An 18,168-nucleotide genomic window follows, 5' to 3' on the forward strand; every position below is an offset into this window, starting at 1 on the left:
TTCCATCGAAAGCTGCGGCGCTTGTTCGATGTGGCGAGGTCGCCGCTTACTCGGCGGCCTGCGCGACCTTCATGCGGCCGGCCGCATCCAGCACCGCCTTCACGATGTTGTGGTAGCCGGTGCAGCGGCAGATATTGCCTTCGAGCTCGTGGCGGACGGTGGCTTCATCGAGCTGGCCACCATGGCGCTGCACGATGTCGATCGCCGACATGATCATGCCCGGGGTGCAGTAGCCGCACTGCAGACCGTGATTATCGCGGAATGCCGCCTGCATCGGATGCAGCTCGTCACCCTTGGCAAGACCTTCGATCGTGGTGACGCTGGCGCCGTCGGCCTGACCTGCCAGCATGGTGCAGGATTTCACCGCGCGGCCGTCGATGTGCACGACACAGGCGCCGCACTGGCTGGTGTCGCAGCCGACATGGGTGCCGGTGAGGTTGAGGTGATCGCGCAGGAGATGGACCAGCAGCGTGCGGTCCTCGACATCGACAGAGACCGCCTTGCCGTTCACTGTCAGTTTGACTGTAGACACGTGAGTTCCTCCCGGATGTTTGTAGTTATTCCAATTAGAGACAGCGCGAACGGAACTTTGCAACTGGGATTTTGGTGACCGCGCGTCATGGAAAGGTCATCGTGGCAACCGTCGCAGGCGCGCGATTCGATCATGACGTTCCCTGCCGCTGCCAGCGCGTGGCGCGACCCGTGAGACGCTTTCGGAAAAATCTGCGTCACGTCTGGCGCGGCGTGCTTTCGATGCCGCGGCGCGACGCCGCTCGCCCCCAGACCTCAGCCCTCTCGCGCGTCGTTTCTCCCTTTGATGCCTTGTTCGTTGCGCGAATAGGAGCACGCGCTCACGGCTTTGCAATCGCGATCTTGGTAGTAGGCGCGGATGGGCTAAGCCATTGATTTTATTGATGTCGAGCCGCGCCGGACGGCGCGGTCCGCGAGCCGCGGCGATCGCGGGCGTCCCAGGACTTCCTGGCGATCGATCGGCGGCGCGCGCCCCTGGCCGAGCCGGACAAGCAGCGGCAAAAGGGCGGAAGCGATGCAGATGAACGACAGCCAGCGGATCCCGGCCTCGAAAGCCAAGGTGTGGGCTGCGCTCAACGATCCCGGCATTCTCCGGCGCTGCATTCCCGGCTGCCAATCGCTCGAGATGGCATCGCCGACGGAGATGACGGCAACCGTGGTGCTGAAGGTCGGTCCGGTGAAGTCGACGTTCAGCGAAGGTGACGCTGACCGATATCGATGCGCCAACAGCTACCGCATCATCGGCGAAGGCGCCGGCGGCGTCGCAGGTTTCGCCAAGGGCGGCGCGAAAGTCAGAGGAAGAATCGCCTGACGTAACGATCCTGCCCTACGAGACCGCACAACGCGGCTCGCGGCTGATCCATTCGACGTCGCGCAAGCTCGCTGCGAATGTCTTCGAAACTTGGCGGCAATGGTAGCGCCATCATCCTGATTGGCGCGCGCATCGTTACGCGATGCTTTGCGAAGCGATGATCGGATTGCGGCATCGCCTTGCCTTACTCCAACAGCGCGTTGCGAACTGCAAGCTGCCCGCAAGAGTCGAATGCGCACAACGACATGCGTCGCAAACGCCGACGATGATTTGCACTACTACCTTCCGCCTATACTAAGCGCGCAAAGCCGATGCTGTAATTTCGAACGATGGCTCGCAGATGAACTGCGCATCACGAGCGCAACGCGCTCAAGCGCTTCAACATGGCGTGCACCACAACACCGCGGAGGGAATACATGACCTTTGGACCGAAGGGCTTCTTGGCTGGCATCTCGATGATCGCGCTGCTGGCAGCCGGCACGTCCGGCGTTCGCGCCAACGACTCGCTGCTCAAGGCGCAATCCGATGCGAACCAGTGGGCCGTCGCCGGCCACGACTACGGCAACACGCGCTTCAGCCCGCTCAAGCAGATCAACACCGAGAACGCCGGCAAGCTGACGCTCGCCTATTCGTTCTCGCTGGCGTCGTTGCGCTCGAACGAATCCTCGCCGATCGTCATCGGCAACACGCTGTACGTCTCGAGCTCCTGGGGCCCGAAATACGTCTACGCGCTCGATGCCGCGACCGGCGCGCGCAAGTGGACCTACGAGCCCGACATTCCCGATGACGTGCTGCAATACGCCTGCTGCGACGTGAACAATCGCGGCGTCTCCTACGCCGACGGCAAGATCTTCGTCGGCCGTCTCGACGGCAAGCTGACGGCGCTCGATGCCGCCACCGGCAAGGCGCTGTGGACGGCGAAGGTGGTCGATTACAAGCAGGGCTCGGTCATCACCTCGCCGCCGCTCGTGGTGCGCGACAAGGTCATCACCGGCTTCGGCGGCGGCGAGTACGGCGCCCGCGGCGCGCTGCTGGCCTTCGACATCAACACCGGCAAGCAGGTGTGGCAGACCTACACCGTTCCCAATCCGGATGAGCCCGGCGGCGACACCTGGAAGGGCGATTCCGCCCAGCATGGTGGCGGCGCGGCCTGGCTGGTCGGCTCCTACGACGCGAAGAGCGATACCGTCTATTGGGGCACCAGCAATCCCGGGCCCTGGAACACGGGCGTACGCTCGACCGGCGACGGCAATTTCGGCAAGCTGACCAACCTCTACACGGCTTCCACGCTCGCGCTCGATCCCAACACCGGCAAGATCAAGTGGCACATCCAGACCACGCCGGCGGACGCCTGGGACTATGACGGCGTCAACGAGGCCGTGCTCGCCGACCTCAAGATCGGCGGCAGCAACGTCCCGGCGCTGATGAAGGCGGATCGCAACGGCTTCTTCTTCGTCGCCAACCGCGAAACCGGCAAGGTGCTGTCGGCAGAGAAATACGTCTTCTCCAACTGGGCGGATAAGTGGGACATCGCCACGTTGCGCGCAGTCGAGGATCCCGACAAGCGTCCGGGGCCGGGCCATCCCGCCAAGGACATCTGTCCGAACCTGATCGGCGGCAAGAACTGGCAGCCGATGTCGTTCAACCCTGAGACCGGTCTCGTCTACATCCCGGCCAATAACGTCTGCATGGACTGGTCGGTCGGCGAGGTCTCCTACAAGCGCGGCGTGTTCTATCTCGGCGCCGAATTCCCGACCAAGGAGGGCCCGGGCGGATTCATGGGCGAACTCATGGCGTGGGATCCGGTGAACCAGAAGAAGGTCTGGTCGATCAAGGAAGACCTGCCTTTCAACGGCGGCACGCTGACCACCGGCGGCGGCCTGGTGTTCGCCGGCAACCTCCATGGCGACTTCCGCGCCATCGATGCGAAGTCCGGCAAGGTGCTCTGGAGCAAGAGCCTCGGCTCCGGTATCGGCGCAGGTCCCGTGACCTACATGGTCGACGGCAAGCAATACGTTGCGATCGTCGTCGGCCGCTCGGTCGGGCTGCCCGCGTTCCTGGGCGGCATTGGCAAGAAGATAGCGGACGCCACTCCCGAGGGCGGTTCGCTCTTCGTGTTCTCCGTCCAGTGACCACTCGCGCGCGTATCTCAGAGGTGACGAGGTACGCGCGCGCTTTTTCCAGACGATCGTTGCGGCATCGGCCGATACCGTGTGTCGCAACGCCTGGTCCAACACGTCCCAACTACGGGAGATGAGGATGCGCCGGAGTCATCTTGGAAGTGGCAAGAACCGAAATCGCGCCATCACCGCGCTTGTCGCATGGGCTGCCGCGTCCGCGATGATCGCGCCGGTCACGACCGCTCACGCGGACGAGGCGCAGCCGTTCCGGCTCTGCGCCGATCCTACCAATCTGCCGTTCTCGAGCGACAGTCCGTCGCAGCCGGGCTTCTATGTCGAGATCGGGCAGGCCCTGGCGAAGGCGCTTGGCCAGCCGATCGCGTATGACTGGTACAAATCCTATTTCGGCAAGCGCACCGTGCGCGTCACGCTGCTCGGCAAGCAATGCGACGCCATGATCGGCCTGCCGCGCTCCGAGGATTTCATGGGGCCGGCCGTGATCTTCTCCAACGCTTTCGTGAAGGAAGGCTACGTCCTGGTGGCGGCGAAGGGCCAGGCGATCGGCGGCTTCGACGGCCTCAAGGGCAAGCGCGTCGCCGTGCAGTTCGCCAGCACGCCGCAAAACCTGCTCGCGAGTCGCGACGACATCCAGAAAGTCACCGTGCTCTCGCCCGAGGAAGGCATGCAGGCGCTCGATCAGGGCAAGGCCGACGTCGCTTTCATCTGGGGACCCGTCGCCGGCTGGCTGAACAAGACCACCTACAGCGATCGCTATCAGATCGAGCTCACCGAAGGCGAAGGCCTGTCGTGGGATGCGGCCATCGGCTTCGCGAAGACGTCGACGGAGCTGCGCGATCGCGTCGATGCCATCTTGCCGCAGCTTCAAAAGACGATCGCCGATCTCGCAGTGAAATACGGCTTGCCGACCGGACAACCCGTTCGCTTCGGCGCGGTCCAGGCGGCGCCCGAGGGAGCAACGACGGGAACGGGAACCGGAGCCCAAACCGGCGCCAACGTGACTGAGGTCGCCAATGTGGTGGCGACCGAGACCAAGGGCGACGCCGCCGCGCCAAGCGCCGAGGCCGTCGGCGCGGGCAAGGAGATCTTCAACGGGACCTGCGCGCATTGTCACGGCCCCGACGCGATCCAGAGCGAACGGAAGATCGACCTGCGGCTGCTGCGTCACCGCTACGGCGACGAGATGCGCGAGAAATTCTGGACCACCGTGCATGAAGGCCGGCCTGCCAAGGGCATGCCGGCCTGGAAGGAGGTCTTCACCGACGACCAGTTCGACAGCATCTATTCCTTCCTGCTGACGGTCCAGTCCGAATCGAACGACTGAACGATCTTGACCGGACGCCATCGGGAGGATGTGGTAGCGTCCATCCGGCATCATCCCGGCGCCGGACGGGCGCCGCATGGATGCGCCGCTTCCGCTCGTGCGGTGAAGGTTCGTGCGGTGGACTTTTGGGAAGGCGCCATGACCAGCTTCCTGATCATCGACGATCATCCGCTGTTTCGCGAGGCGCTCGGCAATGCGGTGCGGCTGGCACTACCGGAGGCACGGATCTTCGAGGCGATGTCGATCGAAGACGCCCTGCATATCCTGTCTGCCGAACAGGGCATCGACCTCGCGCTGCTCGATCTGTCGCTGCCGGATGCGACCGGCTTCTCCGGCTTTCTCCGTTTGCGCGAGACCTATCCGCGCCTGCCTGTCGCCATCGTGTCGAGCGAGGAGGATCAGCACGTGGTCCGCGAGGCGCTGGCGCTGGGTGCCGCCGGCTATCTGCCGAAGTCGACGTCCAAGCGCGAGCTCGCGCAATCGATCGAGGGCGTGCTGAGCGGATCGGTGTCGGTGCCGAAGGATTTTGTCGCCACGCCGCAGCGGCGCCGGGCCGATACCAGCAAGGCGCTCGCGGTCAAGCTGCGCGAGCTGACGCCGCAGCAGCTTCGCGTGCTCGACCTCTTGCGCCGCGGCTATCCGAACCGGCAGATCGCCCAGGAGCTTCAGCTCGCGGAGTCCACCGTGAAGGCGCACATCACCGAGATCCTGCGCAAGCTCGGCCTGTTCAGCCGCAACAAGGCGATCATCGAGATCGGCAAGATGGACCTGCCCGATCCGCGGAGCCGGCCCTATGCGCGGGCCGATCGCGGCAGGCCGCAATGACGCGCGCGCTCGTTCTTGACCTGGATCAATCCGGTTTGAGCCGGCTGAGTCATTCTCGACGCGACACTGAACCCGGCAACACTTTGGGAATGGCTCAGGCGTGATGCGATTTCTGATTGTCGAAGATCATCCGCTGTTTCGCGAGGCGCTCGAAGGCGCGCTGCAGATGGTGGCGCCCGAGGCCGACATGCTTCAGGCGACGTCCATCGACGGCGCGCTCGAGCTGTTGGCGGCGGCCACTGAGCTCGACCTCATCCTCCTTGATCTGTCGATGCCGGGCACGACGGGCCTTTCGGGCATCATCCGGATCCGCAAGGCGTTTCCCAAGATTCCCGTCGTCATCGTATCGGGGCATCAGGATCCGCAGATCATTTCCGGTGCACTGTCACTCGGCGTCGCCGGCTACATTCTCAAATCCTCGTCCAAGCAGGATCTTGCGCAGTCGATCGGTGACGTCCTGCGCGGCGCGGTCTGTGTCCCCGGCGCCTATCGTTCGACCCGTCCGCAACGCGCCGCCGGCCCCGCGCAGGATCTCATCAAGCGCCTGCACGATCTGACGCCGCAGCAATTGCGCGTGCTCGAAATGCTCAAGCGCGGGCTGCAGAACAAGCAGATCGCCTATGAGCTGAAGATCTCGGAGACCACTGTGAAGGTCCACGTCTCCGACATCCTGCGCAAGCTCAACGTGCTGAGCCGCACCAAGGCGATCGTCGAAATGTCCCGGATCGATTTCGCGACGCTGGCGAGCGAAGGGTGGAGGGCGAAGCACGATCGCGCACAGGCGGATCAGCAGGGCTGACGCCCGATCCTCTTCCTCTCCCGGCCTCTTTGAGAGCGCTCCTGCGTGCAATTGACGAGTTTCGCTCCGCCATCTCCGATGATGGTGGTTTGTCGCCGGTTCTCCCGATATATCAATGGCTTCCCCGCATGCGTAAGGCATTATGACCTAAAACTGTCAACTCCTTTGCATGGGGTTGTTTTCGGTATTTTGTTAGCCCTCGCCGCAAGCGAATGGTTTTAGGTTGAATCGATTGCCCCGCGGGCTCGGTAACCTCTCCCGCTTGCGGGGGAGGTCGGCGCGAAGCGCCGGGTGGGGGGCTCTCTCCACATTGAGAGCCTCGATTGCGGAAGCACCCTCTCCCCAACCTCTCCCGCAAGCGGGAGAGGGAGCGCACCTCCTTCGTGGAGCGGCAATCGCATCACCCTTCTAGCTCAGCAGGAACGACAGCAGCGCGCGCATCTCGGCGGGCTTGATCGGCTTCTTCAACACTTCGAGGCCGTGGAGGCTGGCTTCCTTCGCGGCTTTTTCCGAGTAGTCGGCCGTGATGATCATGGCAGGCACGTCCAGCTTCAAATGCTGGCGGATGTCGGCGACGGCCGACAGGCCGCTCTCGCCGTGATCGAGATGGAGATCGGCGATCACGGCGTCGGGGGCGCCGCCGAGTTCGCTGAGGCGCAGCAATGCATCCGCAGCCGATGGCGTGGTCGCGACGTCGCAGCCCCAGCCCTCCAGCAGGGCGGCCATGGCCTCGGAGCCGTTCGGATCGTTCTCGATCAGGAGGATCTTGGCGCCTTCGAGCCCGCCATAGTGCCGCTCGGTCAGCTTGACCTCGTGCACCTCGTCGCTGACCTCGGCGAGGTCGGCCGGCTCCAGTTCGAGGGCAAAGGTCGATCCCCTGCCGACCTGCGATGACAGGTGCACCTCATGTCCGAGCACGGTCGCGAAACGGCGGACGATGGAGAGGCCGAGCCCGAAACCGGCCTGGTCGATGGCGCTCGCCTCGCCGCGCTGGAATTCGCGGAAGATCGCTTCCTGCTGCGCTTGCGCAATTCCCGGCCCGGTGTCGGAGACCTGGACGCAGATGCGGTCGCCCCTCGGCCGGCATCCCATGACGACGCCGCCGCTGCGGGTGTAGCGAATGGCGTTGGCAAGCAGGTTTTGCAGGATCCGCCGCAGCATCATCGCATCCGACGTCACCGCAAGCTGCGAGGTGCGGATGCGCAAGGACAGACCTTGCCGTGCGGCGATCGGCTCGAACTCGTTGCGGAGTTGCTCGAACAAGGGGGCCAGCGCAATCGGGCGCACGTCGGGCCTGAGGGCACCCGCGTCAAGCTTCGCGATCTCCAGCAGCGAGCGCAGCAGGTCCTCCAGCGTCACCAGCGAGCGGTCGACCTGATCGATGAGCAGGCCCGCCTGCTGCGATTCCATCATCTCGGTCAGTGCCGACAGCGTCAGGCGCGCCGCGTTGAGCGGCTGCAACAGGTCGTGGGTGACCGAGATCAGCACCGAGGATTTCAGCGAGCTCGCGGCCTCGGCCTGCTGCTTGGCGCGGTAGAGGCCTTCATTGGCGCGCTCGACCGAGTGCAGCGCCTCGCGCAACTGATGCGTCCGGTCGCGAACCTGGCGGTCGAGCGCAATCGCCGTCTCGAACAGCGAGAAGGCGTTGAGCTGCTGATCCATGGAGCGCTCGACGCGGGACATCAGCGCCGCATTGATCTTCCGCAGCTTCGCGGCCTCCCGCCGAAGCTCGTCGACCGTATCCGGGGCCTGCCACATGTCCGTCATGCCGGGCGCCTGCCGATCGCGACGCCGGTGAACGTCTGGTTCACATGCATCGAGCCGAACTGCTCGCCATAGGTGTGAAAGCCGACGACGCGGTTCTGCCGGTACAGCTCGGACATGTCGCGGGCGAGCTGGTGCTGCTCGGCGTCGAGCCGACGTAACAGGCATTCGAAACCGATATAGAGCGACACGTCTCCGATCTGGTCGCGGATTTCCGCGAAGGTCTCGCGCGTCGTGCCGACCAGGCTTCGCGACGTCGCGGCCGTCAGCACCATGCCCTCGTCGATGGCGCAGAAGAAATGCAGGGAGCCGTCCGGTTCGACGCGCTGAATCGACCGCGCGTAATAGGAGCCGCCGACGCGCACCAGCACCGGATGGGACGCAAAGGAGAACGGGTCGAGCTTGGCGTCCATGATCCCGACCATGCGCGAATATTCCTTCGCCGCAGGCTCCGCGTTCAGCTCCCTCACCGTTCGATTTTCGATGTCGGCCTCGGTGACCACCATCTTCTGCGGCCGCGGCTCGAAATTGTCGCACTTGAAGACCCGGAACGGCAGCGACGTGTTCAGGAGGATCAGGAGAGCGGCGTTGGTGTGTGCCTTGCCGTCGAAGAACACCCAGGTCCTCTCGAAGCGTAACCCGTCGCCCGCCGATCCCCCGACGACCGGAATGTCGTCGAGCGACGCATAGAGGGCGGACATCACCGCTTCCTCGCGGCGGCACAGGCCGTCGATCAGCACCAGGCCGAACGGATTTCCGCGGTCGACCTGCGGGGTGACCCGCAGCAGCTCGTGCTGGAGCTCGCCGCCGATCCTGCGGCCGTCCTCGACGCGGAAGCTGTCGAGATTGAGAATCGGCCGGATCACGGCCGAGAAGTCGGCGCGGCTGAACGCCAGCGCCACGACGCTGTTCTCGTCCCAGCCATCCGGAGCGAGCTCGCCGGCAGTGGTGCAACCGCAGACCTGGGTCTCGTCGAAGTGTCGGGTGATCTCGGCGATGAAGTGATGGGGATCGTAGCGGGGCGAGAGGAAGACCAGGATCAGCGCCAGCTCGTCGGATGGAAGCTGGGCCGCGAGCTCGGCCACGGCTTCATCGACGCTCGCAGCCTTCGACTTGGCAACGGCAACGCCAGATGTACCGCCAAACCGAAAATCGGTTTGCCCCACTCCGTTTCTCCCCTCGAGGATCGGCTCGGTCTGACGCCAGGAGCCTGATATGTGCCGACAAGTGCTCCAAGAGTAAGGCGTTTTCCGGTTAGCCGCAACACGGCGCCCCGAAGGCCTTGGATACGAACTTTCTTCGCACGGAAATGCAGGCCGGACGAATTTACCGCCCCTTGACGTTTCTGCCCTAGTTTTCCGCACCGGTGCGGGAGGGCTGCTTCCGGGCCGCATGATCGTTGCAAGAACATAGGGTGGGGGGTCGGAATGACCGGGCGTAACGCGTCGACGTCGAAGCGCACATTTTTTCCGGCCCTCAGGTTCCGCGCCAAGATCATCCTCGGCTTTGCCGCCGTGCTGGTCATCTCGGCCGTCAGCATGGCCTTCGCCTATTTCGGCTTCGAGCGGGTGTCGGCCGGCGTCGGCTCCTACCGCGCCAGCGTCTTCGAGGCTGACCTCGCCCGCAACATCGATCGCGAGCTGCTCGCCTATCGCTCGGCCGCGCGCTACTTCGTCGTCACCGGCAAGGAGGATGACGCCAAGGTGGCGCTGGAGGCCGAGGCCGGCCTGAAGAACGCCATCGACCAGGCCATCAGGGGCGCCAAGCGGCCGGCGCGGGTGGAAAGCCTCACCAAGCTGGCCAAGGAGTTTTCGAACTTCTCGGCGACCTTTGCCAAGATCCTGCAAGCCAAGCGCGACAGCGCGCTCCTGGTACAGAACCAGCTTCAGCGCAATGCCAATCTCCTGAAGTACAAGCTGGACGACATCGGCAACAACGCTTCCGATGCCGAGGCGCAGGCCATCGAGTTCGGCACCAAGCAGGTCAATGCCCAGTTCCAGACCGCGAGCGCGGCGGCGACCAATTTCGTCCTCAACTCCGACCGGGCGCTCGCCGCAAGCGCGCTGGCGCGGCTGAAATTCGTCGATAATTCCCTGGGCGCGGTCTATTCGATGGATGACAAGATCGTCGCCGGTCTGAAGGACGCCAAGGGTCTGCTCGCGGCCTACCGCGAAGCGCTGGAGAAGCTCGTCGCCAATGCCAAGATGATCGACGACCTCGTCACCGAGATGGGCGGCTCGGCGGGCGCCATCATGCAGGGCGCGACCGCGATGAAGGCCGATCTGGTGTCCGAGCAGCAGCGGCTGGAAACGGAATCCGAGGCCAGCATCGACCAGACGGAGCATCTGATCGTGATGCTGGCTGCCGGCGGCACGCTGCTCGGCGCCATCTTCGCCTTCCTGCTCGGCACCGGCATCTCGCGGCCGATGATCGCGATGTGCAAGGCGATGCGGGAGCTTGCCTCGGGCAATTTCGAGGTCGTGCTGCCGGGGCTCGGCCGCAAGGACGAGATCGGCGAGATGGCCGGTGCGGTCGAAGAGTTCAAGATGCAGGCCGTTGCGAAGGCCGAGCGTGATGCAGCGGCCAGCGAAGCCCAGAACAAGGAGACGGCCTCAGCGCGCCGCGCCGAGCTGATCCGCTTTGCCGATGATTTCGAGACCGCGGTCGGCGCCATCGTCTCGAACGTGTCGGCGTCCGCCGTGCAGCTCGAGTCGGCCGCGTCGACGCTGACCCGGACCGCCGAGACGACGCAGACCCTGTCGAGCCAGGTCGCCGGCGTCTCCGAGCAGGCCTCCTCCAACATGCAGTCGGTCGCCACCGCGACCGAAGAGCTCTCGGCCTCGGTCGAGGAGATCGGCCGCCAGGTGCGCGATTCCAGCCGCATTGCGGAAGCTGCCGTCGTGCAGGCCAGGGAGACCGACGGCCGCATTGGAAAACTCTCCCATGCCGCCCAGCAGATCGGCGAGGTCGTGAAGCTGATCACGGCGATTGCCGAGCAGACCAACCTGCTGGCCTTGAACGCCACGATCGAGGCGGCGCGTGCCGGCGACGCCGGCCGTGGCTTTGCGGTGGTTGCGAGCGAAGTGAAGTCGCTGGCGAGCCAGACCGCGAAGGCGACCGATGAGATTTCCTCGCATATTGCGGGCATGCAGGGCGCGACCGCGGAGTCGGTTGCCGCGATCAAGGAGATCGGCGCCACCATCGGCCAGATCTCGACCATTGCGACGTCGATTGCCAGCGCCGTGGAAGAGCAGGGCGCCGCCACGCAGGAGATCGCCCGCAGCGTGCAGAACGTCGCGCAGGGCACGCAAACGGCGGCCACCGACATCGGCCAGGTCAACCGCGGCGCCGCCGAAACCGGCTCGGCCTCGGAAGAGGTGCTCAACTCGGCCAAGACGCTCTCCAGCGAAAGCACGCGCCTGCGCGCCGAGCTCGACCGCTTCATGGCAAATATCAGGGCGGCGTAAGGGGCTCGCTGCCGCCCGCCCACAGCCGTCGTCCCCGCGAAGGCGGCGACCCATACCCCCAGGGAGTAGTTGCGGCGCGAGCTGGCAACCACGAGGCTTCGCCAAACCGCGTCCTGTGGCTATCGCGACGAGCGCAAGCGCTCGCGCGGGGATCCCGGATCTACGCTCCGCTTCGCCACGCTTGTCCGGGACGAAGAGCTGAGTGTATGGGGCTGCCTGACTTTATTCGCGCAGTGCGCTTACTCCCTGCCGAACGCCCGCTTCAACTCCACCTTCGCACGCTCGAGCCGCGTTCGTTGCGTCTTCGGCAGGGTCTTGCCGGCGCGGTTGATGTAGAAGGTCAGCATCGATAGCGCCGATCGATAGGCGCCGGACTTGCGGCGGCTGGAGTGCTCGGCCGAGCGCTTCAGGGACGCTGCGATCTTCCTTGGGCTCGTCTGCTTGAACACGCCGTGCTTGAGATCGAGCGCGTCGCTTTCCTTCGTCACCCGCTGCGACCAGCGCTTGGGCGCAGCACGTTTCGATGTTGTCTTCGATCTATTGCGCGAGGTGGGATGGCGCCGCGCGCGGCTTGATGTCCGATGCCCTGCCTTGCGCTTTGCGGTTTTGCGCGAATGTGTCGACTTTCTGACTTGAGCCATGCGTTAACTCCTTGCAGCTCCTCTGAAAACCGGTGTACTGCGAGGTGGTTCCTGATGGAACCTGACTTCGCCGCAAACGTTGTCGATGGTCGCGGATTTGAATCAGGCCGCACCTCCAGCAATAGCGCGATGGACTTGCAGCAAACCCCAGCGCTGAAGTTTGATTCTGCGGTCTCGGCAGCAGCGCATGATCGCGTCGTCGAGACCAGCATCCCCTCGCGCCTCGACGCGCTGCCCTGGAGCGGCTTTCACACCCGCGTCGTGCTGGCACTCGGTATCACCTGGATTCTCGACGGGCTGGAGGTGACGCTGGCCGGCGCGCTCTCCGGCGCCTTGAAGCAAAGCCCGATGCTGCACTTCTCCAATCTCGATCTCGGCATCGCCAACTCCGCCTATCTTGCCGGCGCGGTGCTGGGCGCGCTCGGCTTCGGCTGGTTGACCGATCGCATCGGGCGCAAGAAGCTGTTCTTCATCACACTGGCCGTTTATCTGTCCGCGACCGCCGCGACCGCATTGTCGTGGAATATCGCGAGCTACGCGCTGTTTCGTTTCCTCACCGGCGCCGGCATCGGTGGCGAATACACCGCGATCAACTCGACCATCCAGGAACTGGTGCCGGCGCGGTACCGCGGCTGGACCGATCTCATCATCAACGGCAGTTTCTGGATCGGCGCCGCCATGGGTGCGGTGAGCGCCATCGTCCTGCTCGATCCCGCCGTGATCGGTCCCGATCTCGGCTGGCGCCTCGCTTATCTGATCGGTGCGACGATCGGCCTGGTCGTGCTGTTCATGCGGATGTGGATTCCGGAGAGCCCGCGCTGGCTGATGATCCATGGCCGCCCCGATGAGGCCCACGCGATCGTCGACGACGTCGAGCGGTCGGTGATCGGCCGTCAGCAGGGCGAGACCGCCTTCGCGAAGATCCGCCTCAAAATGCGTGACCACACGCCGCTTGGCGAGGTCGCGCATACGCTGTTCTCGGTCTATCGCCAGCGCGCGCTGGTGGGGTTGGTGCTGATGAGCGCACAGGCCTTCTTCTACAACGCGATCTTCTTCACCTTCGCGCTGGTGCTGACCGATTTCTACGGCATCAGCGCCGATGGCGTCGGCTGGTACATTCTGCCGTTCGCTGCCGGCAATTTTCTGGGCCCGCTATTGCTCGGCCGCCTCTTCGATACGCTCGGCCGCCGTACCATGATCGTGCTGACCTATGGCGTATCAGGCCTGTTGCTTGCATTCTCTGGCTATCTCTTCTCGATCGGCGCGCTGAGCGCGCAGGGACAGACGATCGCCTGGATGGTGATATTCTTCTTTGCTTCGCCTGCCGCGAGCGCCGCCTATCTCACCGTCAGCGAGAACTTTCCGCTGGAGGTGCGCGCGCTCGCGATCGCGGTGTTCTATGCGATCGGCACCGGCATTGGCGGGGTCGTGGGTCCCGCGCTGTTCGGCGCGCTGATCGACACCGGCTCCCGCACCAGCGTGTTCGCGGGTTATCTTTTGGGATCGGTGCTGATGATCGGGGCCGCAATCGTGGCGTGGCGCTATGCGGTTGCCGCAGAACGCAAATCGCTCGAACAGATCGCGCGGCCGCTTGCCTTTATGGAGTAGGCTATGAACTCGGAAGTGATGGACATACGAACCATGGAAGACGACGAGACGCCGGAGACGGTGCCGGTGCCGCAGGCCTTGGTGCCGCATCTCAGCGAGACGGCGATTCTGCTCGACATCGACGGCACGCTGCTCGAACTGATGCCGACGCCGCGCGAGGTCTGGGTGCCGCCCGGCCTTTCGAAGACGCTCAATCGCCTGGTGGAGCGGACCTCCGGCGCGCTCGCGCTCGTCAGCGGACGCTCGCTCAACGACATCGACCTGATCTTCGCGCCGGATCAGTTTCCCGCCGTCGGAGGCCATGGCGCGGAGATGCGCCTCGAAACCGATGCCGAGGCGGTGGCAAGCCATGCCCCGCCGATGGACAAGGAGCTGAAGCGGCGCCTCGCCGCGATCGCAAAGCTTTCGCCCGGCATTCTGCTCGAGGACAAGGGTTACTCGCTCGCACTGCATTATCGTCTCGCCCCACATGCGGAGAAGGCGATCTATGCGGCCGTGTCGCTGATCCGGGCCGATCTGCCGAACGCGCCGATCGAAGTGCTGCCGGGCAAGTGCGTCTGCGAGATCAAGCATTCCGGCTTCACCAAGGCGAGCGGCGTGCGCGAGTTGATGACGCATGAGCCGTTCAGGGGGCGTCGTCCGCTGTTCATCGGCGACGATGTCACCGATGAAACCGTGTTCGCGATCATGCCCGACATGAACGGACTCGCATTCTCGGTGGGACGTCGCGCGCGTGGCGTGAATGGCCATTTCGACTCACCCAGTGATGTGCGCGAGTTCCTCGCCCATCTGCTCGACGGCGATACAAGGTAAAAGCAAGGCAGCGCCACGCCGGAGCCATAAAGACCTCGGAACCGCGTGACGCGTGGGCGTCTCTTGCCGCGCAACCGGGAACGCAGAAACTGTCTTTGCGTCGAATTTTTCATTTAGGAGGACAAAAGACGGTTCCGGCACACGCGCCTGATTTTGGTTTCAATTGGTTGAAACCATGTTCCGGAACCATATTGATGAACGCCAGTTAAACGAGGCGGAATAAACAGGAGGGGACGACCCTGTGAATCTCGTCGTCGTGTCAAACCGCGTCGCGCGCGGCAAACCAAACGAAGCCATGACGGGCGGCCTTGCGGCGGCCCTGCTGCCCGTAGTGGAACATTCGGGAGCGATCTGGGTAGGTTCCTCGGGCAGGGTGCGCGATGGTCATCAGAAGGAGCCGTTTGCCGAGATCGAGGCGCTCGGCACCGGCGCGCTGGCGACGCTGGACCTGCCGGCAGCGCACTACGGCGGCTATTACGAGGGTTTCGCCAATTCGGCACTGTGGCCGGCGCTGCATTCGCGCAGCGATCTCATTCGCGTCTCGCAGGGCGATTATCTCAGCTATCGCGAGGTCAACGCCTTCATGGCGCGCGCGCTGCTCCGCTTCCGCAAAGAGCGCACCGCCTTCTGGGTGCAGGATTATCATTTCCTCGCGCTCGGCGCTGAGCTGCGCGATCTCGGCGTCGAGGACCCGATCGGCTTTTTCCTGCACACGCCCTGGCCGGTCCCGGCCGTGATCCAGGGCGTGCCCCATCATCGCGAACTGATCGAGGCGATGCTCGGCTATGACCTCATCGGCTTCCAGACCGAGGAAGATTGCCGGAATTTCCTCGGCTATGTCGGTCACGAACTCGGACTGACGGTCGACGACGGCATCGTCACCTCCAAGCATGGCCGCACGCGGTGCCAGGTGTTTCCGATCGGCATCGATGCGGAAAAATTCGCACAGTATGCCGCGAAGTCAGTCTCGCATCCCGACGTGTCGCGGCTGCGCCGCAGTCTCAACGGCGAAAAGCTCGCGATCGGCGTCGACCGGCTCGACTATTCCAAGGGCCTCGTCAATCGCATCAGCGCTTTCGATCGCCTGTGGACCGAGCAGCCGCAGTTTTCGCGCAGCATCTCGCTCCTTCAGATCGCAAACCCCTCGCGCGGCGGCATCGAGGCTTATGGCAACCTCCAGAACGAGGTCGCGCGGCTCGTCACCGACGTCAACGGCCGCCATGGCGAGGTCGACTGGACGCCGATCCGATATCTCAACAAGGGTTTTAGCCAGGCGGTGCTTGCCGGCCTCTATCGCACCGCGCAGGTCGGCGTAGTGACGCCGCTCCATGACGGCATGAACTTGGTTGCCAAGGAATATGTCGCTGCGCAAAACCCGGCCGATCCCGGCGTGCTCGTGCTGTCGAAATTCGCGGGTGCGGCAAACGAGCTCGACACCGCGCTGTTGGTCAATCCGCACGATATCGATGGCATGGCGCGCGCGATCTCGATCGCCGCATCGATGCCGCTCACCGAGCGCAAGATGCGCTGGGAGGCGATGATGAAGAAGCTGCGCGGGCACACCATCCAGCAATGGTCCGCCGACTTCGTCGCGCAGCTGGAGAGGAGCCGCACCGAGAAGTCCACCGTCGCACCACTGACCGCACAATCCCCACAGGCGCTGCGCTGGCTGAAGTCGGCGATCTCGGGCGTGAGGCTGATGTAGCTGTCTAGCTGTCCTGCTCACCTCTCCCCGCAGGCGGGGCGAGGTGAAGAGGGAGCGCATCACGCATCAGTAACAATACGACACACCGTCGAGCACTGCGCAGCGCCGTTTGTTTGGCGCGTTCGGATCGTCCATCGGTACCATGCCGTTGCCCTGGCCGACGAACACGCCTTGTCCGACATGCACGGATGATTTGTTGCCGATGATCACGCTCGGATGTGGCGATGCGCTTGAGCGCGTGCCGTCCGGCCAGATGATGGCGTCGCCCGCCAGTACCCCGCGCCGGCCGTCATCGCAGGTCACCTCGGCGCCCTGGCGCGTGCACATCTGCGCGGCCGCCGGGCCCGAAATCACCGAGACGACCGATACAAGGCCCAAAACTGCGATGGCTCGAAAGCAGGTCATGGTATCCCCTCTCATCTGTCGAAAGCGCAGCTTGGGAATCGTCGCGCCAGAGCCGCCCCCGGTTCACCCCGGGAGGTATCGTCCAAGCTTCGAAGGCCCATATATTTCTCATTGAAATACAAAGACTTAAGGAAATTTCGGCCGATCGGTCTGCAGTCCCTTGCAAAATCAGCCGCGCCCCTTCAAGAGAGGGCGCTCCGGAGAGATGGCCGAGTGGCTTAAGGCGCACGCTTGGAAAGCGTGTGTGCGGGAAACCGTACCGTGGGTTCGAATCCCACTCTCTCCGCCATCTGTCGGCGCAAGCGACTGAAACTCCGCATTTACCTATAAAATAAGGCTTTCCGAAAAGTCCGGTGGTACACAGGAGTGGTCACCGTGGGCTTCCGCGTGATTCAGCCTTGGGTCAATCCGCGATCCGAATTCTACTGGTTCAGGCGCCGCGTTCCGAAGGCCTACCGCCATTTCGACGAGCTGATTGCCGACATCGGCGCGAAGAACCAGAAGCGCGGCGGGCTCAACGGCCGCTTCCTGCCGCCGGACGCCGACGCCTATGCGAAATTCCCGGCGTCAGCGCCGGATTATCGCGTGGCGTGAGACGCGTCGGACTTCGGTAACACGGCCTCGAGGTCTGAATAGATCACGTCGGCCGTGCGCTGATAGTGCTGCTGGAGCAGTGCGACAGCGTCATCCGTCTTGCGATCGAGCACCGCCTGAAGGATCTGCGCATGCTCGGTCCCGATCTTGCGGACCGGATAGGCCTTGGCGATCGACATCATGCGATAGCGATAGAGCCGGTCGGCGAGCTGCTCGCAGAAGCCGAGCAGCGGGCGCGAGCCGCACAGCCCGATCAGCGTCGCGTGAAAGGCGCGGTGCGCCTTCTCCCAGTCGGGATTGTCCGTGAACTTGTCCGGATCGAGCGAACGCGGCGTGCGGTCGAGGCGGTGGTGCGTCACCAGCAGCGCCTCCTCCCAGTCCTGGGTGGCGTTCTGCATGGATTCGCGCAGGGCGAGACCTTCGACCCAGCAGCGCGTCTTCGTCAGCTCCTGGAGCTCGTCCTTGCTGACCGGCTTCACGTAGAAGCCGCGCTGCTCCATGCCAATGACGAACTCCTCCGTGGTGAGGCGATTGAGCGCCTCGCGCAGCGGGGTCTGCCCGACATTGTAATGCTCCATCAAGAAGCGCGACTGGAGCTTGCGGCCGGGCGCGAGCCGCGTGGTCAGGATGTCGGCCTTGAGGCGGGCATAGATGCTGGTCGCCAACGTCGCCGGCGCATCCGTCTTCGGGCTGGACAGGTCAGAACTCATAGCGTGCCGTTGATCATCTGCACTTTTTGTACA

Annotated in this window: 16 protein-coding genes and 1 tRNA gene; 11 read left to right on the forward strand and 6 right to left on the reverse strand. The window is 64.1% G+C overall.

Annotated features, from left to right (window positions below; translation table 11 throughout):
• Window positions 1-46: 46 nt before the first annotated feature.
• Window positions 47-532, reverse strand: a complete 486-nt coding sequence (locus tag QA640_RS02440) for a (2Fe-2S)-binding protein (protein WP_283039196.1) — start codon at window positions 530-532, stop codon at window positions 47-49.
• Between the two features lie 519 nt (window positions 533-1,051).
• Between QA640_RS02440 and QA640_RS02445 the strand changes: the two genes are divergently transcribed.
• The 5 genes from QA640_RS02445 to QA640_RS02465 all read left to right on the forward strand — a co-directional run bounded on the left by QA640_RS02445 (window position 1,052) and on the right by QA640_RS02465 (window position 6,428).
• Window positions 1,052-1,342, forward strand: coding sequence for an SRPBCC domain-containing protein (locus QA640_RS02445; RefSeq protein ID WP_349253686.1), 291 nt, complete (start codon window positions 1,052-1,054; stop codon window positions 1,340-1,342).
• A 416-nt stretch (window positions 1,343-1,758) separates the two neighbouring features.
• Window positions 1,759-3,474 carry a PQQ-dependent dehydrogenase, methanol/ethanol family gene (locus QA640_RS02450; protein ID WP_283039197.1) on the forward strand — a complete coding sequence of 572 codons (1,716 nt, stop codon included), beginning with the start codon at window positions 1,759-1,761 and terminating at the stop codon, window positions 3,472-3,474.
• A gap of 127 nt (window positions 3,475-3,601) precedes the next feature.
• A complete protein-coding gene (locus QA640_RS02455) occupies window positions 3,602-4,804 on the forward strand; it encodes a transporter substrate-binding domain-containing protein (RefSeq protein ID WP_349253687.1) in 1,203 nt (400 codons plus the stop codon).
• A 138-nt stretch (window positions 4,805-4,942) separates the two neighbouring features.
• Window positions 4,943-5,629 (forward strand): response regulator transcription factor, encoded by a 687-nt coding sequence (locus tag QA640_RS02460; RefSeq protein WP_283039199.1) that lies wholly within the window; start codon window positions 4,943-4,945, stop codon window positions 5,627-5,629.
• A gap of 103 nt (window positions 5,630-5,732) precedes the next feature.
• Window positions 5,733-6,428 (forward strand): response regulator transcription factor, encoded by a 696-nt coding sequence (locus QA640_RS02465; protein ID WP_283039200.1) that lies wholly within the window; start codon window positions 5,733-5,735, stop codon window positions 6,426-6,428.
• 408 nt (window positions 6,429-6,836) lie between these two features.
• Here the strand turns inward: QA640_RS02465 and QA640_RS02470 are convergent, their stop codons facing one another.
• Together QA640_RS02470 and QA640_RS02475 are read right to left on the reverse strand one after the other, a co-directional pair.
• On the reverse strand, window positions 6,837-8,195 hold the full coding sequence (locus QA640_RS02470; protein WP_283039201.1) for a hybrid sensor histidine kinase/response regulator: 1,359 nt from the start codon (window positions 8,193-8,195) through the stop codon (window positions 6,837-6,839).
• Window positions 8,192-9,358 (reverse strand): FIST N-terminal domain-containing protein, encoded by a 1,167-nt coding sequence (locus QA640_RS02475; RefSeq protein WP_283039202.1) that lies wholly within the window; start codon window positions 9,356-9,358, stop codon window positions 8,192-8,194. The genes QA640_RS02470 and QA640_RS02475 overlap by 4 nt, the downstream gene beginning before the upstream one ends.
• Window positions 9,359-9,619: 261 nt before the next feature.
• Here QA640_RS02475 and QA640_RS02480 point away from each other — a divergent pair, with 261 nt between their 5' ends.
• The gene (locus QA640_RS02480) at window positions 9,620-11,659 is read left to right on the forward strand and encodes a methyl-accepting chemotaxis protein (protein ID WP_283039203.1); all 2,040 of its coding nucleotides are present in this window, start codon (window positions 9,620-9,622) and stop codon (window positions 11,657-11,659) included.
• 239 nt (window positions 11,660-11,898) lie between these two features.
• Here QA640_RS02480 and QA640_RS02485 read toward each other — a convergent pair whose 3' ends face one another.
• Entirely contained in the window at window positions 11,899-12,300 is a 402-nt protein-coding gene (locus QA640_RS02485) for a DUF3175 domain-containing protein (RefSeq protein ID WP_283039204.1), read from the reverse strand.
• 129 nt (window positions 12,301-12,429) lie between these two features.
• Between QA640_RS02485 and QA640_RS02490 the strand changes: the two genes are divergently transcribed.
• The 3 genes from QA640_RS02490 (at window position 12,430) to QA640_RS02500 (ending at window position 16,426) form a co-directional block, all read left to right on the forward strand.
• Complete coding sequence (locus QA640_RS02490; RefSeq protein WP_283043095.1) at window positions 12,430-13,908, forward strand: MFS transporter; 1,479 nt, start codon at window positions 12,430-12,432, stop codon at window positions 13,906-13,908.
• Window positions 13,909-13,911: 3 nt separating this feature from the next.
• Window positions 13,912-14,721 (forward strand): trehalose-phosphatase, encoded by an 810-nt coding sequence (gene otsB / locus QA640_RS02495; RefSeq protein WP_283039205.1) that lies wholly within the window; start codon window positions 13,912-13,914, stop codon window positions 14,719-14,721.
• Between the two features lie 241 nt (window positions 14,722-14,962).
• Window positions 14,963-16,426 carry a trehalose-6-phosphate synthase gene (locus QA640_RS02500; RefSeq protein WP_283039206.1) on the forward strand — a complete coding sequence of 488 codons (1,464 nt, stop codon included), beginning with the start codon at window positions 14,963-14,965 and terminating at the stop codon, window positions 16,424-16,426.
• Window positions 16,427-16,492: 66 nt separating this feature from the next.
• Here QA640_RS02500 and QA640_RS02505 read toward each other — a convergent pair whose 3' ends face one another.
• Entirely contained in the window at window positions 16,493-16,831 is a 339-nt protein-coding gene (locus tag QA640_RS02505) for a hypothetical protein (protein ID WP_283039207.1), read from the reverse strand.
• Window positions 16,832-17,030: 199 nt separating this feature from the next.
• Here QA640_RS02505 and QA640_RS02510 point away from each other — a divergent pair.
• Together QA640_RS02510 and QA640_RS02515 are read left to right on the forward strand one after the other, a co-directional pair.
• Window positions 17,031-17,120: transfer RNA gene (locus tag QA640_RS02510), tRNA-Ser, on the forward strand.
• An 86-nt stretch (window positions 17,121-17,206) separates the two neighbouring features.
• Window positions 17,207-17,425 (forward strand): hypothetical protein, encoded by a 219-nt coding sequence (locus QA640_RS02515; protein ID WP_283043141.1) that lies wholly within the window; start codon window positions 17,207-17,209, stop codon window positions 17,423-17,425.
• Here QA640_RS02515 and QA640_RS02520 read toward each other — a convergent pair.
• Window positions 17,410-18,135: a GntR family transcriptional regulator gene (locus QA640_RS02520; RefSeq protein WP_283039208.1), complete on the reverse strand. Its 726-nt coding sequence runs from the start codon at window positions 18,133-18,135 to the stop codon at window positions 17,410-17,412. The two genes, QA640_RS02515 and QA640_RS02520, sit on opposite strands and share 16 nt — an antisense overlap.
• Window positions 18,136-18,168 lie beyond the last annotated feature (33 nt).

Origin of the sequence: Bradyrhizobium sp. CB82 (genome assembly GCF_029714405.1) — a bacterium.
Classification (GTDB): Bacteria; Pseudomonadota; Alphaproteobacteria; order Rhizobiales; family Xanthobacteraceae; genus Bradyrhizobium.

What these genes read in the sequence shown, in the direction of transcription:
- QA640_RS02445 (WP_349253686.1), top strand. Translation starts at nt 1,052, where the DNA reads ATGAACGACAGCCAGCGGATCCCGGCCTCGAAAGCCAAGGTGTGGGCT.
- QA640_RS02450 (WP_283039197.1), top strand. Translation starts at nt 1,759, where the DNA reads ATGACCTTTGGACCGAAGGGCTTCTTGGCTGGCATCTCGATGATCGCG.
- QA640_RS02455 (WP_349253687.1), top strand. Translation starts at nt 3,602, where the DNA reads ATGCGCCGGAGTCATCTTGGAAGTGGCAAGAACCGAAATCGCGCCATC.
- QA640_RS02460 (WP_283039199.1), top strand. Translation starts at nt 4,943, where the DNA reads ATGACCAGCTTCCTGATCATCGACGATCATCCGCTGTTTCGCGAGGCG.
- QA640_RS02465 (WP_283039200.1), top strand. Translation starts at nt 5,733, where the DNA reads ATGCGATTTCTGATTGTCGAAGATCATCCGCTGTTTCGCGAGGCGCTC.
- QA640_RS02470 (WP_283039201.1), bottom strand. Translation starts at nt 8,195, where the DNA reads ATGACGGACATGTGGCAGGCCCCGGATACGGTCGACGAGCTTCGGCGG.
- QA640_RS02480 (WP_283039203.1), top strand. Translation starts at nt 9,620, where the DNA reads ATGACCGGGCGTAACGCGTCGACGTCGAAGCGCACATTTTTTCCGGCC.
- QA640_RS02485 (WP_283039204.1), bottom strand. Translation starts at nt 12,300, where the DNA reads ATGGCTCAAGTCAGAAAGTCGACACATTCGCGCAAAACCGCAAAGCGC.
- QA640_RS02490 (WP_283043095.1), top strand. Translation starts at nt 12,430, where the DNA reads ATGGACTTGCAGCAAACCCCAGCGCTGAAGTTTGATTCTGCGGTCTCG.
- otsB (WP_283039205.1), top strand. Translation starts at nt 13,912, where the DNA reads ATGAACTCGGAAGTGATGGACATACGAACCATGGAAGACGACGAGACG.
- QA640_RS02505 (WP_283039207.1), bottom strand. Translation starts at nt 16,831, where the DNA reads ATGACCTGCTTTCGAGCCATCGCAGTTTTGGGCCTTGTATCGGTCGTC.
- QA640_RS02520 (WP_283039208.1), bottom strand. Translation starts at nt 18,135, where the DNA reads ATGAGTTCTGACCTGTCCAGCCCGAAGACGGATGCGCCGGCGACGTTG.